Annotated in this window: 15 protein-coding genes and 1 pseudogene; 6 read left to right on the plus strand and 10 right to left on the minus strand. The window is 37.7% G+C overall.

The window, feature by feature from the left end; translation table 11 throughout:
- Positions 1-120: 120 nt before the first annotated feature.
- On the plus strand, positions 121-945 hold the full coding sequence (locus BW986_RS18105) for a hypothetical protein (RefSeq protein ID WP_142244678.1): 825 nt from the start codon (positions 121-123) through the stop codon (positions 943-945).
- Between the two features lie 207 nt (positions 946-1,152).
- Here the strand turns inward: BW986_RS18105 and glaH are convergent, their stop codons facing one another.
- The 4 genes from glaH to BW986_RS18125 all read right to left on the minus strand — a co-directional run bounded on the left by glaH (position 1,153) and on the right by BW986_RS18125 (position 4,697).
- Positions 1,153-2,091 (minus strand): glutarate dioxygenase GlaH, encoded by a 939-nt coding sequence (gene glaH / locus BW986_RS18110; protein WP_076369361.1) that lies wholly within the window; start codon positions 2,089-2,091, stop codon positions 1,153-1,155.
- Between the two features lie 328 nt (positions 2,092-2,419).
- Positions 2,420-2,761 (minus strand): DUF3870 domain-containing protein, encoded by a 342-nt coding sequence (locus BW986_RS18115; RefSeq protein ID WP_076369363.1) that lies wholly within the window; start codon positions 2,759-2,761, stop codon positions 2,420-2,422.
- A 29-nt stretch (positions 2,762-2,790) separates the two neighbouring features.
- Positions 2,791-4,008: an L-2-hydroxyglutarate oxidase gene (lhgO, locus tag BW986_RS18120; protein WP_076369365.1), complete on the minus strand. Its 1,218-nt coding sequence runs from the start codon at positions 4,006-4,008 to the stop codon at positions 2,791-2,793.
- Between the two features lie 14 nt (positions 4,009-4,022).
- The gene (locus tag BW986_RS18125; protein WP_076369367.1) at positions 4,023-4,697 is read right to left on the minus strand and encodes a GntR family transcriptional regulator; all 675 of its coding nucleotides are present in this window, start codon (positions 4,695-4,697) and stop codon (positions 4,023-4,025) included.
- Positions 4,698-4,949: 252 nt separating this feature from the next.
- Between BW986_RS18125 and BW986_RS30540 the strand changes: the two genes are divergently transcribed.
- Positions 4,950-5,108, plus strand: coding sequence for a hypothetical protein (locus BW986_RS30540; RefSeq protein WP_221408329.1), 159 nt, complete (start codon positions 4,950-4,952; stop codon positions 5,106-5,108).
- Between the two features lie 345 nt (positions 5,109-5,453).
- A complete protein-coding gene (locus BW986_RS18130) occupies positions 5,454-6,164 on the plus strand; it encodes a Dph6-related ATP pyrophosphatase (RefSeq protein WP_076369369.1) in 711 nt (236 codons plus the stop codon).
- A gap of 509 nt (positions 6,165-6,673) precedes the next feature.
- Here BW986_RS18130 and BW986_RS18135 read toward each other — a convergent pair.
- Positions 6,674-7,246: a site-specific integrase gene (locus BW986_RS18135; protein ID WP_260320893.1), complete on the minus strand. Its 573-nt coding sequence runs from the start codon at positions 7,244-7,246 to the stop codon at positions 6,674-6,676.
- Positions 7,247-8,701: 1,455 nt separating this feature from the next.
- Between BW986_RS18135 and BW986_RS18150 the strand changes: the two genes are divergently transcribed.
- Entirely contained in the window at positions 8,702-9,622 is a 921-nt protein-coding gene (locus BW986_RS18150) for an SDR family oxidoreductase (RefSeq protein WP_076369375.1), read from the plus strand.
- 143 nt (positions 9,623-9,765) lie between these two features.
- Positions 9,766-9,834, plus strand: a pseudogene (locus BW986_RS31110) (hypothetical protein); the annotation flags it as partial.
- An 810-nt stretch (positions 9,835-10,644) separates the two neighbouring features.
- On the opposite strand, the gene uvsE reads toward BW986_RS31110, so the two are convergent.
- Complete coding sequence (uvsE, locus tag BW986_RS18165) at positions 10,645-11,616, minus strand: UV DNA damage repair endonuclease UvsE (protein WP_076369377.1); 972 nt, start codon at positions 11,614-11,616, stop codon at positions 10,645-10,647.
- Positions 11,617-11,794: 178 nt separating this feature from the next.
- Positions 11,795-12,298 (minus strand): PCYCGC motif-containing (lipo)protein, encoded by a 504-nt coding sequence (locus BW986_RS18170; RefSeq protein WP_076369379.1) that lies wholly within the window; start codon positions 12,296-12,298, stop codon positions 11,795-11,797.
- A 201-nt stretch (positions 12,299-12,499) separates the two neighbouring features.
- Here BW986_RS18170 and BW986_RS31415 point away from each other — a divergent pair, with 201 nt between their 5' ends.
- The gene (locus BW986_RS31415; RefSeq protein WP_464683523.1) at positions 12,500-12,724 is read left to right on the plus strand and encodes a YczF family membrane protein; all 225 of its coding nucleotides are present in this window, start codon (positions 12,500-12,502) and stop codon (positions 12,722-12,724) included.
- Here the strand turns inward: BW986_RS31415 and BW986_RS18175 are convergent.
- Genes BW986_RS18175 through BW986_RS18185 form a run of 3 tightly spaced genes read right to left on the minus strand, consistent with a single transcriptional unit; the run spans position 12,719 to position 16,553 of the window.
- Positions 12,719-13,822 carry a GerAB/ArcD/ProY family transporter gene (locus BW986_RS18175; protein WP_076369381.1) on the minus strand — a complete coding sequence of 368 codons (1,104 nt, stop codon included), beginning with the start codon at positions 13,820-13,822 and terminating at the stop codon, positions 12,719-12,721. The two genes, BW986_RS31415 and BW986_RS18175, sit on opposite strands and share 6 nt — an antisense overlap.
- A gap of 22 nt (positions 13,823-13,844) precedes the next feature.
- A complete protein-coding gene (locus BW986_RS18180) occupies positions 13,845-15,038 on the minus strand; it encodes a Ger(x)C family spore germination protein (protein WP_076369383.1) in 1,194 nt (397 codons plus the stop codon).
- Between the two features lie 27 nt (positions 15,039-15,065).
- Entirely contained in the window at positions 15,066-16,553 is a 1,488-nt protein-coding gene (locus BW986_RS18185; protein ID WP_076369385.1) for a spore germination protein, read from the minus strand.
- Between the last annotated feature and the right edge of the window lie 413 nt (positions 16,554-16,966).

Below are 16,966 nucleotides of genomic sequence, written 5' to 3' on the forward strand. Positions count from 1 at the left end.
TTTATAGTGCTGTATTAACTCTCCATAATAATAAAAACGTAATGAAGTATGCTTTATGGTACCTATACAAAAAGGGAAAAAAACGCATATTTACAAGTCAAAATAATTAAAGGGGAAAAAATGAGTTATCTAGGAAAGTACATGAAAATGCCGCCGACATTTGAAAAGCTTCAGAAATTGGAAAAGGTTATTGAAAAAGAAGGATACTCATTAGCTGATTTAAGTCTTTACTTACAAGTAAACTTCCCGCATTATGAAATCACTCCCTGCGATGTCATTCCGTTTGCAAATATAGGTTGTGACGGCATTCATTATGGCTTCCTATCTGATTTTGGAATGGTATCTGACTTGGAGAATGCGTTTATTGTTTGTATCAGTCCAATGGATGATTTTGATGAACACATAAAGATTGTAGCAAGGAATATTAGGGAGTTTGTTAACTTGGTTTGTAAGATGAAAGATGCCACTACAATTTCTAACATAAATTTAATTAAAGAAGAGGAACAGTATATTAGTTTGCTCAAAGAACTGAAAAAAGAAGAAATTGAGGAATATGAAGAACAAGCAAACTATATAGTAGAAAAAATAATATCGACATTTGGATGCGAAATAATAGAGGATGTATATCAATATGTGGAAAAAGATGTAATGACAGCAAGAGAGCAACAAACAATGTTACCAACTCTGGATGGTATTGGTATAGTATCTTTTGACAGTATTAATAGCAACCATAACATATATAAGCTTGAAAAAATTATGGAGATTGACTTGGACGACGTGAAATCCTTTTTCAATTCAGCAAATACAGAAAGTAAACTGGCTTTCATAAGTGGTGCACAATTTACTTACTTAATTTCAGACGAGATAGAGTTAAAAGAATTGGTCATTAATGAATTGATCAAATTAGGTTTAAATGATGAAGCAGGAAGATTAAAAAGAATATAAAATAGAATAATTTTTGCACACTGGTAGGCTAGATCAAGATATCAGGTGCGGACCCAATGTTTAAGGTCCTCCTTTTTCATACCATTAACAACTTTAAACTGAACCCTTTCAAAAAAAAGATAAATTGCTTTCCACCCCTTGGGATGAAAAGAATTTATCTTAAAATGGTATTTGGGGATGAAAAAAATTTGGGTTTACAAAATGAAACTATTGATTGAATCTTCCGCGCTGGCGAAGTAATTCACGGTTCAGGTTCGGATCTTTTTCAAAAGCAGCTCGTCCGTGAAGCCAGAATATATTATTTACGACAACTAAATCTCCAACAGGCAGTTCAAGTTCAAGGACACTTTCATCGCTTTCTAATGAATCGGATAATTCGCGTAAGTATTTGGCTTGTTCGATTGATTCAGGATAAACGAATTGATCGATATAACATATACCAGGTTTGTTATTATGATTGAAGAATGTCAATCTTTCAATCTCCTGATCAATGTTCTTGCTTTTTGGAGCCTTATACGTGAATTTGTGGCTGGATAATGGATGATTCACATACATATCAAGCTCTTTCCAATCATCTAAGTGCAATAAACGTGATTCGCCACCGCGTGCATTTTGTTCGATCATCTTCATCATTAGTAACCAATCCGTCGGTTCGTCTACAAAGGTGCCGTCCGTATGAAGGGTAAATAAACGATAAGCCTGACGCAAATACGAATCACTGCTATCCGTGTCTTGAACACTAAAACGGGCATAATATTTTCCTGACATTGCATCATGGTTTGGAGTTCCCAGCAAGTATGAAATGGCCGTTGCAAAAATGACGTATTCATCCGTATTTTCCGTAACACCCTCCAAGCCTAGGGTGAAGCCGCCGGATTCCCGATCATGAACAATGTTCCGAAGAACTTCACCAAAATCTTCACCCACTTGATCCAATAGATATGAAGCAATGATAAGTCGTGCATATGGTGTATATTCCAGATGCTGAACAGACTGATTATCCTTCGATACGGTTTCTAAAAAAGCGGCAATTGCCTCTTTAGAAATTTCTATATGATATAAACGGCTGGATTGAGGGTGAACTTTCACCTCATATTTTTCTGTTTTCCTTTCGAACTTAGCTCTCTTTTTTTCTGCAATGCTCATGAATAATTCCTCCTGTTATTTGTAATATAGGTGACAAAGTTAACGGGAAATATAAAAAGCCAGTCGCACATGATCCCCAAATAAAATAGGAATCTAACTGTACAACTGGCTTATATTCACTTCACTGCTCTATGCGAATAGAGTCACAGCGAATATGCAGTTTATGTAAGATTTATTTTTCCTGTTTCCAATCATTATGATCTTTACACGATTCTGAAAAGGTATTTTCCAAAAGGTGTTAATGTCATAATATTGGCTTAATTCCATTAAAACGTTTTTTCGTAAAATTGTCAACACTTTTAACATATTATTCTGATAAATCACTTTCCTAACTTGATAGTTTCGATTTATCTCCTGCTTTAATTTGCTGAAAATGGAGATCCAGGTCCTTCAAGGCAGCAATCAATGCATTAGCCGCCTTTCCCCGATAATAAGATTGAATGGATTCTATTGCGTCATCAACACCATCATTTAAACTGATCCCTTTTAATAAACGCCCAATAAATTCCCTGCCATGCTCTGTTGCCAGTGTACAGGAAGCTTCCAGGACAACCCCATATTTAGCATCGACTTCTGCCGTGATGGTCAGTGTTTCAAAGACACTTTTCGCTGCCATCCCTTGAGGTAAACGCGCATGACCTGCAATAAAAATTGTTTTACCATTGAACATAAGGCTTCTTCCTCTCTCTTTAACGAATTTTATTTTGTCAATACTGCTTCCAATAAGTGTGATTGTTCCGGAATGCGGTTAACAACCTCTTTACCAATTTCAATTGAGGCCGTTGCAGCAGGTGACGGTGCATTACATACATGGATGGTCCGTTTCCCCATTATAATATGAAAATCATCCACCATATTACCATCATCCTGTAATGCCTGGGCACGTACTCCAGCAGGTGCAGGGATTAAATCATCTTCTTGAATTTCCGGAATTAACTCCTGCAGGCTTTTTGTAAATTGCTTTTTACTAAAAGAACGGACATATTCATCCATTCCTTCCTTCATGAATTTACTAGCCAGCTTCCAAAAACCTTTATAGCTTAAAACTTCAGTTAAATCTTTCGCATTGAAGTCCGTTTTCTTATAACCTTCCCGTTTGAAACTTAGTACAGCGTTTGGACCGGCATCCACTTCACCGCTAATCATCCGCGTAAAATGGACTCCCAAAAATGGAAACTTCGGGTTCGGTACCGGATAAATTAAATGATTGACAAGGAAGCGCTTTTCGGGCTTCAGTTTAAAATACTCACCGCGAAACGGAACAATTTTCATATCAGTCTTATACCCAGCTGCTGCTGCGATACGGTCACTGTGCAACCCTGCGCAATTAATGACCATTTTTGCCTTAATGGTACCGTTGTTCGTATCGATGATGACATCATCAAAATTCTCGTCAATCTTCTCGACCTTTGTTTTCAGCTTAATTTCACCGCCGTTGCCCCGGATGATATCCGCCATCTTTTCACTTACCTGACGATAATTGACGATGCCGGCTTGCGGGACGCGAATCGCACCAAGCCCATTAACATGTGGTTCGATTTCCTTTAACTCATCCACGCCGATTCTTTGTATAGCCAGTTCATTTTGCAAACCGCGAGAATATAAATCATCTAATAGGGGCAACTCTTCAGGCTTTGTTGCAACAATGACCTTTCCGCAAATATCATGTTCAATTCCATGCATCTGGCAAAATTCCGTCATTGATTTGCTTCCTTGACGGGCAAACCGTGCCTTGAAACTGCCCGGTTTATAATAAATGCCTGAATGAATGACGCCGCTGTTATGTCCCGTTTGATGATCTGCAACAACAGCCTCTTTTTCAATGACTACCACTTTAGCATTAGGAAAACGCTGGTAAAGTGCCATTCCCGTCGATAATCCTACAATTCCTCCACCAACAATTGCGAAATCATACACAATTAACACTCCTTTTATTGATGATTTTTAGTATTCAGCAACTCCATATACGTAATTAAATTGTTCTTAGTCCGTAAGATGTGAAATTCTACTGCTGCCCTTAGTTCTGCAGGATCTCCTCTTAGTGCCGCTTCATATATCATCCGGTGTTCCCGTTGCGTTTCTGGGTAATAATCAATCAGCAAATTCGGCGCAATGGGTGAGATCCCCAGCGTTTCTACCATTTTTTGAACCCTTGGCCATGGGCACCCTTTTCGGAGGGTTTCATGAAAAGCCGCATTCAAAAGGATATAATGCTCATTGGTTTCGTCAGATAACTGAATTCCTTCCATTTCAATCAATATTCCCTTTAGTTTTTCTTTGTCCTCCTTTGTTAAGTAAGGAAGTGATTTTTCTACTGCAAGTCCTTCAAGCAGAGACCTGGTATGATAAATTTCTTCAATATCATCCCGGGTGATCGGTGTGACGATTGCTCCTTTATGGGGAACCATTTCCACCAACCCTTCCAGTTGAAGTTGTGTAAGGGCCTCACGAATGGGCATCCTGCTAACTTCCAGGCGATCGGCCCACTCCTCTTGGATGAGTCGCTCCCCCTTTTTCAACGTCCCATTCAAAATCGCTTGCCTAAGACTTTTCGTTACATTTTTAACGATTGTAGATTTATCTCTTTTAGAATTAGCATTATCCAATTCAGCGTCCACCTTTCGATATTGGATACAATTTAAACTATATCAACTTAATAAAGCGATTACAATACTGAAAATTAAATAAATTGTATCCAATTTAAAAAACACCGGATACAATACATAAGGTAAACATCTCTACTCATATACAAATAATTTATTGCATTCGTTTATAAATAACTAAGGTTATACTTTAGCTATAGCCGCCGAAACCCCTGTCTCGAATGAAAAGTTTATCATACAAATCAAGAATACGCTGTGTTTGAATGTTTACAAGATGAACATTCAATAGGTGAAGCTTGGAAAAAGATATGGCAGCTGGAAGAAGAACAGAAATTGAACAGAAAATATAGTGTGGATTTTGAAATGTACTATCCTGATGGAAAAGTGGAAATACATATGCGGAAAAATAATTAATAATAAGAACCTATTATGTTAAGTGATCCATAAAGGTAGGCTATGCTGGCCATAAGGGCAAGAACCGGTCACCCACCGGGGACTCATTCCTTTTTACTTTGCCTGTGTTCATTAGAGATGTGAAAAATCCCTCCTTTTGCAATATGACTTATCCCGTTCAGTTCATTTTGTAGTAGTTTCTTTGAGATGAACTTATTTTTATTCATTATTTTTTGGTGTCAGGATACATTAATATTTTATCTGAAAGCTACAACCGTGATAAAATCAAACAAATATAGTTATGAAAATTCATCTATAAAATATGAAATTTGGCAAAAAAATCATTAGAATAAAGGGGAAAATTGCATGGCGGTATTAATCGATTGGAAAAATAGTGCTCACGGGCATAAATTCATAGCATCTTTTAGCGGAGGAAAGGATAGTGTCTTAGCCTTATATAAAGCAATGAAGGATGGGGAAGCTGTAGGACTGATTGTCATGCTGGAGGAGGAAGGAAAACGTTCCAGATCCCATGGAATGCCTCCGGAACTTATAAAAGCCCAAGCTGAATCAATAGGTTTGCCTGTATATACAGCAGCTGCCAGTTGGTCTGATTATGAAAAAGTATTTATGCGCCTTTTAGAAAATGCTAAAAATCAAGGAGCAGAAGTGTTGGTAACTGGAGACTTGGATATGCCCGCTCATGGCTGTTGGCATGATAAGGTTACGAAGAATGCCGGGTTGAAACTTGGAATGCCTTTATGGGAAATGAACCATCGTGAAGCTGTCGAAGAGTTCATGAATCTAGGATTCGTAACGATCATTGTAACCGTTAATTTATCATTGGGAATGCGAGAAGATGATTTAGGGCGAACGTTAACCCATGAATACATGAAGGAACTTGAAGCTCGCGGCATTGACCCCTGCGGAGAAGGTGGAGAGTTTCATACAACAGTATTAGATGGGCCTATTTTTAAACAGCCAATACCCGTTCGTAAATGTGAGATTATTAAGGATGGGGAGTATGCTTTTTTACCTTTGGAGTTAGATCATATAACGAATAAGAGTACCTTATAACCGAACTAATAACCCAAATCCCTTGCAAGCATTCTCTACTTCACCCCGATTATTACATGTTCTCTAACAATTGGGGTGAAGTTCATTTGGTGGAATCCTTTTTTGGACAGGAGGATAAACCGCCAATTTTAGTTACCATAATATTATTATAGTAACAACATTGTTTGGCCCCCTTTCATTCTTGATAACTTTTGTAACATTACTTTTTCAAAAAAGTAGAATAACAGATTTTCAGAAGTCTAAATGTTTCTAATATATTGTTTGAAAACAAATTGGAATTTTTTACAGAATCGCTACTGGATGATATCAACAAAAAAAGACTATATTCTAGTCTTTTTTTGTTGATCATTCGATTGTGTTTAGGCCCTGTCCAATTACCAGTAATACCAGTTACCTCTAGCATACAGATATATTTTAATAATGTCCGGATTGGAATAATTATTCATTACAAAACTGTAATATCAATAATTAAATAATGAGTAATACAGGAGTTGTCTTCGTTCTTTCTGTTAATAATAGAAATCCATTAATGTTTCGTCCATTAAATCCTGTGTGAGCCCTATGTAAATCATCGTATCTTTGGGATTGGAATGATTAAGGATTTGTTGCAATAAAGCGATATCCTTGAATTTTTGGTAATGCAAATAGCCGAAAGTTTTTCGAAGGGTATGTGTACCGACATCCGGAATGTCTGCCATTTCAGCCGCCTTGTTCAAGACCCGATAGGCCTGTACCCTAGTGATTGGACCATTGCCTTTTCGACTTGGAAATAAATACTGTTCATTTTTCAGGTTCAATTTTCGGACATACTTCCTAACTTCCTTACGAAGTTGAGGATTGACAAGGAACCGCTTAATTTTCTCTGTTTTTTGCTCCACAATAACTATATGCGTACCCTCAAGAATGTCTTTCACTCGTAATTGTAAAAGATCCCCTATACGTAACCCGATGTTTATCCCGATTGAAAACATCATATAATCCCTGTAGCTGCAATATTTTAATAATGATTTCTTCATCTTTTCTATGTGATCCAACCGGCGTATCGGCTGGACATTCTTTATTTTTTGAGAGGCTGCTTGCATGAATGGCTCATTCCCCTTTCCTCTTCTTTCATTGTACGTGAACAGGTGAAAAGAAGGCAAGTTTTATAAATTTCGATACCCTTATAAACCTTGATTTAATGCGTTTTCGAATGTATCAATAGAGGTCCTTTGTTACATTCGGAATATTCTTATAAAAATGACTGAGAATCATGATAAATCTAGTATTCTTCATTAACGGTATTTACAGCCTCATAGCGCGTTTTTATATCATTCTTGATGAATGACTCTAATGATTTCAAAGAATGCCTTTAAAAGTTAAATATGGAGCTCGTTTTTTATCTTTTCTATATTTTTGTACGAAAAGTATCATATTAAAATTCACTTTTTTAAACATTTTCTAAAATTGTCTATTACCCATTTATATAGAGGCCATACAAACAAAACGCGGAAAACATACGTTAAGGGAATTTATGTTTAAAAAAGCCGGTTTTCCCTGTACTAAGAAATCATCGGCCTTTAATATTATTGAATGTAACTCTAGTACCTTGATCCAACCAATTACACTTTGACCAATCCAAAAAAATTCCAGAACCTGAGCTATAAGTACGCCCATTAACAGACCATTACCGATAAGGGGACGAATATATATATAGGAATCATAGCGAACACTTCCGTAGGAATGTTAATAATAAAGATACAAAAAGTGTCGGAGTAGCAAATCAGTATATCGTTTTAGAATTAAATTGAATATTATGCAGCGGTACCGAATAATTGTATATAGGCCATAAATAAAGCAGCACTTTCTTTCCTAACAGGAATTGTCGAAAATAAGGCTCTTAACGCAGGCACAAATCCAAGTAAAGTGAAAATCGCTCCTCTGATAATTAATGCTACTCGAACTAATATTTTTGTATTTTCTAAAAAACAATAGTCGTAGAATACGATCCATACGGGATTAAACCATGTGCAGCACCTATAATTGAAAACATCCTGTTAGGAGAAGCGTACTTTTATACATCTTGGAAGTTGTGTTTTGATAGAGCTTCTCTTGAGCTAACAGCTGCAATCGTATTGGTCATATTGATCAGGCCATCTAGAAAAACAATGATGGTATTTCCTATTTCCAAGTTAGGTGTCTCCAAGGGAACAATGAAAGAGATGAATCCTCTTTCTTTTTGCACAGTGAATAGGAAGCTATATGCGATCAGGGTAGGGGACGGGCGGACAGTTTAGTTCACTGGATCATGTCCCATGAACCCATACGACCTATCCTGGCTTTTGACATCACAATCAATTCAGCCGTTTCAGATAGTTACGACAGTTATAATAACTGCAATCGCATTAAACACAGCACTTCCTGAATTATGTAAAATATTAGGATGGAATAGGGAAATTGCTATTGATGGTTCGAAAAAAATAAATTATGAAGTTCGTTTATTTGCTAAAGAATGAATTGTTCATTCATAAACTTTCAGGGATAGAGGTTTAATAAAAATGGAGAGTATAATTACGAATAAGTGGACAGTGAAAGGCAAGTACGTCGTGATTACCGGGGCAACTAGCGGCATTGGGCTGGCCACAGCAAAAGAGCTCGCAATTCGAGGCGCAAACCTGGGACTCGTCGCACGTAATCAGACCAAAGCGACTGAAGTAGTGAATCGAATTAATACATTAACTGGAAATAGCACCACAGTGGATGTGTTCCTAGCAGACATGGCTTCTCAGCAGTCCATACGTCAGGTTGCTGCCGAAATTCTGGCTAGGTGCCCGAAAGTGGATGTCTTAATCAACAATGCCGGCGCCTTGTTCGAAACTCGACAGCTAACTGTCGACGGATTGGAGATGACCTGGGCGGTAAACCATCTAGCACCCTACCTGCTTACGACACTGCTCCTTGATCGGTTAAAGGAAAGTGAGCAATCACGAGTAATCACAACCGCATCCCACGGTCACAAGATGGCTAAGAAGGGGATTGATTTTGACGATCTCAGCGCCGAGCATCTCTATAGCTTTCCCAAAAAGTTCTTTGGCGGCCCTACATTTCGCTATGCGGAAACAAAGCTCGCAAACATCTTATTCACCGCTGAATTGGCGGGGCGACTGGAGGGAACCGGAGTCACAGCTCATTGCTTCGATCCTGGGCTAGTTTCCACGAACTTTAACCAGAACAACGGACTATTGGCCCGGTTGACCATGTCCGTGATGAAGATATTCTCCCGAAGCCCTGAGAAAGGCGCCGAAACTTTGATATGGTTGGCAGACTCAGACGAAATTACCATTCACAATGGCAGTTATTACACCGACATGCAAATTACGATCCCATCTGTACCCGCTCAAAACATGGAAGCGGCAAAGCGTTTGTGGGAAGTAAGCAAGGAACAGATCCAGTACTCGGACACAATTAATAAAGAGTAGTCCTATATTACCTGAAAATTGGAGAGTGAACAATCGTTGACGCAATTAGATGAAACTCTACATAATAACATTCATGATGAATGCAGAGAACAGATTAACATTGCAGGCTTAAAGTATTTACACACCGAGGATTCGCAGGAACAAAAATGAGTATGATTGCTGCTGAGGCTGGTATTAGCAAGGTCTATCCTCCTTTTTTGAAATTCACTTGATAAAGCAGAATGTTTTAAAAAAAGCAAATAACGCTTGTATAGATAGTAAATGGCTACTCATCATTACCGTATAGGTCTCATCTCTTAAGAATCAATCAAAAGAGGAGCGACAATAATAGTCGTACTATAATTATTAATTCTCAGAAAGGATATCTTCTGTAATGGACCATTGGGTAACGTAATCGTAATCGCGCAGGATTACCTTAATCTTTATTTCAAGATCCTGCTCCAATAATTCCTTTAAAGATCTAAGACATGCGAAAGTCAACTTCTCGTTTTAGTGAAGGAAGCTCACTTTCTAAAGCAAGAGATTGTGCTGTCCGTCTATGTTTCCGTACGAAAAGTAATAAACCGTTCATTAATCTCTATTTTTAAAAAAGTAGTACCAGCCCCAAACAGACCTTTGCATACCTCTTTGTATAAGTTGGTTAGCTTCTTCTTGCTCTCATTCGTATCAGTAAGGTCAGTAAGGTACATGCTATCACCCAAAAAGAGTATTTTTGTTATAAGCGTTTCACTTGGAACATTATGCCTACAACATGTACTTTTTTGCAATAACTTTTCACGACTTTTTTACCCCTGTTCTTTTTAAACAATTTCTCAATGATAACGAAAAGCCCATTCTGGATAGCGACCAAGCAGCAATTGGGCTTTATTTTATTTAAGGATTTCTAATGTATGCCCCAGAATTACTTTTACTCGTTTACTGTAGGAATCATCCATATTAACAATAATCGCGTTATGTAAACTAATGATATTGGATAGTGAGAATCTTATTTACTTCCCTATGTCAAATATAACCCCAAACAATTAATGAATATAAAAATTGGCATCATCGATGATCTCTATTTCTTTGTATGCTTTCAGCTGATCCATCAATTGGAAAAGTGCTCCATCCTTTTGTTTTGCTTCAATCATGCAATCCAGCTGTGGTAAACTCCCTTTTATTTGTTGCAAAAATTCCATGAACATTCCTGTATCCACAAAGTCAGCGTGTGCTCGAAATTCTTTATCTGACCTTGGACTCGATATATGCATTTTAGGAGGTAGCTTCGAATTACTCCAGGTATTTAATATTCGATCCCAATGATCTTTCCAATCTTCACTTGGTAACTGATGTGCGAGGTAATGATGATAATCAAAAACCATTGGAATCCCTAATTTCTCACATAAATAAAGGGTTTCAGACAAGGTATAAGTAGTATCATCATTCTCAAGAATGACCATTCTTTGAATCGATTCAGGAATCAAACCCCAATTATGGATGAACTGCTCTAATGCCTGTACATGCTCTCCATAACCGCCACCAACATGCAGAACACAGCGATGCTCTGGATCCAATCCCATTTTTTTCAATAACGTATGATGCATCCTTAATGTTTTTAATGATGTCTTCAGAATATCGATATTTGTACTATTCAAGATGACGAAATGATCTGGGTGAAAATCTATCCTTATTTTTGGGTGGTTCGTTATGAATGTTTTTAATTTAGCCAGTTCTTCTGAAATAGGATCAATGTAATCCCATTCTGGAATTTCAGGATGATTGGCTAAAGGGATAAGTTTTGAAGAAAGCCTGAAGAACTGAATATTATTAGCTTCGTTATGAATCAGTAAACGCCAGCAATTATGAAGATTGGATATTGCAATGCGTTCAAGCTTCCTTATCGCTGCAGCCCTTTCCTTAATTTTCGAAAACTGAGCAAAAGTCATCGTTTGGGATGGTGAACAGTTTGGAACATGATTACTCATGGCTACATAACCAAGGCGGATTAATGTCAATGGGATAGCTCCTTTACGGTTTTATGGTTATTGGAAGTATTCCCCTTTGCAATCAATATTATATATGTAAGTAACCATCCCTTCAAAAAATTAAAAAATGGCCTTTTTCCGAATGAATATCGGGCAAAAGCCATTTTTCCAAATATCATTTTCTCGCTAGAATTTCATTCTTTTTCCCTTACACTTCAGGGGTTGGGGTCGGTTTGGCATATCCACTTTTATATTTTTCATCGACTTTATTCCGAATCTCTTTGATGCTCATACCATCATTTAAGTCCAATATGGATTGTGCAGCTATTTCTAAACAAACTCCACATCTCGTCCCGTGGTCATCCCAAACCACTTCACCATTTTTTTTATTCTCATGGATAAAGCAATCATAATTATTTTTATGATTAGCTGATTCCCCGCAACCGCAGTAACAAGGTATTTTTTCTAGTAAATCCTTGTTTTGAGCAACAGCTAAATAGATTGTCTTCATATCCTCAGGTTTATCTGCTAAGAAATCCGGTGCTATTTCCTTGCTGCTGGTCTCCTCCTGAAGATCTCCGGATACCGTATGCTCTGAATGTCCTTCATGACTGCTTTCTTTTTGTACAACACTTTCCTCTTCACTTGAACAACCTGAAAGCATTAAAGAAGTACAGATTCCCAAAGAGATGGTCATTAATTTTAGCTTCATTTATACACTCCTTGATCAATTTGATACTCCCATTTTATGGCACGCAAGGTATTTCCACAAGCATTAGGTTCCATAATTAGTAGGGTTAGAAATGCCAAGTATCCATCCCACGAATAACAAAATCCTTCCTGGTAAAGATTTTGTGCATATATTTAAAGTATTATCCACACTTTAAGAAAAAAAGAATGAGGTGATATTGTCGTGAGAGCGCTACAATCATTGTTAATTTTGTTAGGTACGTATTTACTTATTATCCTCATCGATTACCTACAGGGCTTAAATATATGGCATTCCTTCTATAGCATCAAACAATATTTCACAGTGGCTCGCGGAGAAGATTACTTTCTGCTCATTTCATTCATGTTAATCTTTCTATATTTGATCATATTCTCAGCAATCAAAAACCGACAGCCTCCCTCATCATGAAACTGCTGGTTTTAATTTTTGTTTTATATAGGCGGTAAGCAATAATAGAAAGGGAATGCCTATGAGCAACGGTAGGTGCAAAAGGTAAGGGACGACTTTTAGTCCTTCATCTACATGAGCCTGATAGCTAGGTGCAATCATAAGCGAAGAGAAAAAAATAACACCGCCAATCAGATAAATGAATACAGGGGGAGATTTCATTTGAAATAAGTCCGCTGAGCCAATAATGGCACAAAAGTAAAAGATCGAAATCTTTATGAAGCCTAAAATGATCATTAGAACTAGTATGAACGAGTCCAGTCTTTCAATAAAATCAGCGATATTAATATAACTGACAGCTGTAAGAGCAGGGAAATTAGACCTTAATAATGCCTCTGGTCCCAATACAGACAAAAGAATGATCGAATTAAGTGTTAAAGAAACTCCACCTATTATTATCGCCAAGAGGCCAACCTTCACAGGAGAAGTCTTTTTATTCAAATACGGAAGAATCATCGTAAACGTAATCAATTCTCCAAAAGGCACGGTGATACCAGTAGGAACCAACTCTTTCCATACCTTTCCCCATCCATTGCCTAAGACTGGTTGAAGGTTTTCCAATCTTGTATATCCTCCTAATACAAACATAAGATTCAAGATCAGAAGGCTAATGATAATAATTGCGAAGCATAAACATGTAACACGTGCAAATGCTTCCACCCCTAGGTGAACTCCATAAATCAAAACAAGTATCATGCATATCCCAAGCGTTATAATCGAAGTGTATCTATATGTGGAGCTAATTAATAATTCTTCAAAATCCCGTAACACTCTTGAAGCCAGATAAACAAAATAGATGATATAGCAAAAACTGATTAAACTGCCGAAATATTTACCCCAAATTTTTCGGACATAACCGGTCATCGGTAAGTCAGGGTATTTTTTATATAATGAAATATACACGAAATACAGTACACAACCAAAAATAGTTGATAAGAGATTCACAATCCAAACATCCTGCTTGGCCCCTTTTCCTATATCAAGCAGTAAATTGCTGCCAAACATAAAAATGATCATCATACAAAATAACTGAAATCCATCAATTTTTATTTTAGGCAATGTCTCCTCACCTCCTCCTACATTAATTCGATTTATATGGTTCTATTCGCATTCCGGAATTAATAATGTCAACGTTTACCTTCATAGATATCTCCGCATCTGAAAATAGGTTATCCCAGTTTTTTTTATGCAGACGCCAATAGTCCGGATTTGTTCGGGACAAGGCATCACCAAACCCAAAAATGTCCGACTTTTCTTTTTGAGCGATGCTAATCGTCCTTTTAATTTGCTTTTTTAGTTCATTTTCCATTTTTCTTTCGAACTCTTTTAACAACCTCGGATTGCTCATATCCAGGTCACAAGATGTTTCCATAATTTCTCCCATCACATTCAAACTAGTTTGAATAACAGGTTTTTCATGATGAATTTTGGTTTTCATTTTGCTTTTTACTCTGATTGCCGTGATCGTTACAATTCCCTTCACACTGCAAGGTATCACAACATCTGTCCTATTTATATCCGATGTGACAAACTGAGCAGCTCTGGCCGTTTCTCCATCAAGCCATCTCACCATTTTCCCTTTTCTGAATAGGGCTATTCCTTTTGCCTCTATATATGCTGGGGAAGTCGTCTCAAAATTGCTTATTTGCTTTGCCTTCTTTGAATCATTCCTTATACTGATTCCAGGAAGTAATACATCCTTCCCTTCACTCATAAGTGCTGAAATGGTATCATATACATACACTTCATTTGTGGATCCATAGTCGCTTTGCTCACTTTTAGTTGTGCTAATGATATTTTTACCTGGAGTCATTTCAAGTGGTTCAATTATACCAAGCAAATACTCAGCAGTATTTCCTCGAGCAATATAGACAGGGACACTCACCCTTTGATTTTTGCCTCTTTCGATAGCATCAAATAATAAATCAAGACCATTTCGTGCTAACTCTTCCCCGATAATAATGACTGAAAGGTGTGAAATATTGTTTTCTCTGGGAATAATGGCTGATGCCTTTGCATAAGCGTCAACTAGCGTTTTTGCTGATACGGTATAGTTGATGACGGCAAGACCTTTACCTCCGGAAGTGCTGGTTTGAGCTAACCCGCTTGGATTAATGACTTGATAGGTTACTTTATATGGGTTGTCTGGATCGTCGTTATGGTCGATTCCCATCCCTATAATGACCCCAAGCTCGTTTAATTCCCGATAATTTGAACATCCTGAAATCAATAAGCAAATGGCTGCTATCCTTAAAAGCGAAATACTTATTTTCATTTTTCGTCCCCCGTATTTAGCCGAGTTTTATTTTCTTGATGGTTTTTTCAAAAGTGATGGTAGTGGGAAACGAAAAAAACCATCTTTTTGCTCCTTGAAACGAAATGGAGCAAATGGTGCAAAATATGGTACCCCAAAAGACCTTAGGCTGCTCATATGAAGCCAGATACATAAGGTGAAAAGCAATATGCCATATAAGCCTATAAACGCTGAAATAAAAATCAGCATAAATCGAATTCCACGGGTTACATTGACTAGACTGGTATTCGGAAGTGTAAAACTGCTTATTGCAGAAATGGCCACAATGATGACCACTGCCGCCCCCACAAATCCCGCTTCAACAGCTGCCTGTCCTAAAATGAGTGCTCCTACAATTGATACTGCCGGCCCAATCGCTCTTGGCATCCGAATTCCTGCCTCACGCAAAATCTCAAAGGCCATTTCCATTACCAGTATTTCGACAATTGCTGGAAAAGGAACATTTTCCCTTTGGGCCATTAGACTAACGATTAAAGTTGTAGGGATAAGCCCCTGGTGATGAGTAATCAGTGCCAAATATATAGAGGATGCATACATCGAAAGAAAAAAGGCTCCAAATCTTAACATCCTTAAAAAGGAGCCGATATATTGATTTTGATAATAGTCCTCCGGAGATTGGAAAAATTGAGAAAACACCGCCGGGACGATTAAAACAAAAGGAGTTCCTTGAATAATGATGACGACTCGACCTTCCAATAAATTCCCAACTACTGCATCAGGACGTTCTGTATTCATAAGAAGAGGGAAAATCGTCGCTGAATCATCTCCGATTAATTCCTCAATGTAATTCGACTCAAGCACACCATCAATATCAATGCACTTTACTCGTTCTTTGACTTCCTTCACAATACTCTCATCCGCAATTCCCTTAATGTACATGATTCCAATATCCGTTTGAGTGACGCTTCCGACTTTCAAGCTCTCTAAGCGTACGTCAGGATTTTGAATCCTAGCACGAATTAATGACGTATTGGTTCTTAAATTCTCAGTAAAACTATCTTTTGGTCCTCTAATGACTGTTTGACTTGTCGGCTCGGTTATCGCGCGGGATGGCTGACATTTCGTACTCGCGATGACTGCTTTTGCACTCCCATTCATCAATACAACCGTATCACCTGTCAAAACCGCTGATATGAATTCCTGCCAACTTTCTTTAACGGTTAACTGAGATACCGTTAAAATATGGCTAGCTCGTTTTTCTATCTCTGTTATTATCTGATTATTTTCTTTAAACCACTCTAATAATGGGTCCACTATGTTTTCATTAATAATGTTAGCATCAGCCAAACCGTCAAGGTGGATTACAGCTGCCTGTACCGATTTTTGGTGTGGAGATTCGATCATTCGAATAGATAAATCTGAACTGTGCCCGAGCTCGTTCATTAATCTCTCTACATTTTCATTCACATCGCCCGATAAGATGCTATTGGAAGTAGGTTTTTCTTTAGCTCTTTTAGAAGAACGTCCTATTCTCACTTTTCCGCCCCTTTTTGATTAACAGTGTGTATATGTTCGTTTCACTAATAATTAACTTTATTATTTGTATCCAAAATAAATATATGTAATAAAAGGCTGGTGAGAAAAAATTTGATAGTAATTTTACCGCAGTCCGCAATCGGAAAAAGCCGATGATTCCATACAAGGGAATCATCGGCTTTAATATGTTGGTGAAATTGGTCACCCCTATTCAAGAGAAAGTCAATATTGTTCATCCTAGCGTTTGCAATCAAAATTACGAAAACGATCGAGCTAGGGACTTTACTTCTTACTTTTCGATAAAGTTAGCGGAATAGTTATTAGCGAAACTCCTGCAGCGATCCAAAACCAGCTGGCATTTCGTTTTTTTCCTCTTCCGCCTTCACTGGGTATACTTGATCCGTATGATTTTC

Source organism: Peribacillus simplex (genome assembly GCF_900156045.1).
In the GTDB taxonomy this organism is placed as follows: domain Bacteria; phylum Bacillota; class Bacilli; order Bacillales; family DSM-1321; genus Peribacillus; species Peribacillus simplex_D.

Bases quoted from the DNA above. Each gene is read 5' to 3' on its own strand.
- BW986_RS18105 (WP_142244678.1), top strand. From the start codon at position 121: ATGAGTTATCTAGGAAAGTACATGAAAATGCCGCCGACATTTGAAAAG.
- glaH (WP_076369361.1), bottom strand. From the start codon at position 2,091: ATGAGCATTGCAGAAAAAAAGAGAGCTAAGTTCGAAAGGAAAACAGAA.
- BW986_RS18115 (WP_076369363.1), bottom strand. From the start codon at position 2,761: ATGTTCAATGGTAAAACAATTTTTATTGCAGGTCATGCGCGTTTACCT.
- BW986_RS18130 (WP_076369369.1), top strand. From the start codon at position 5,454: ATGGCGGTATTAATCGATTGGAAAAATAGTGCTCACGGGCATAAATTC.
- BW986_RS18135 (WP_260320893.1), bottom strand. From the start codon at position 7,246: ATGCAAGCAGCCTCTCAAAAAATAAAGAATGTCCAGCCGATACGCCGG.
- BW986_RS18150 (WP_076369375.1), top strand. From the start codon at position 8,702: ATGGAGAGTATAATTACGAATAAGTGGACAGTGAAAGGCAAGTACGTC.
- BW986_RS18170 (WP_076369379.1), bottom strand. From the start codon at position 12,298: ATGAAGCTAAAATTAATGACCATCTCTTTGGGAATCTGTACTTCTTTA.
- BW986_RS18180 (WP_076369383.1), bottom strand. From the start codon at position 15,038: ATGAAAATAAGTATTTCGCTTTTAAGGATAGCAGCCATTTGCTTATTG.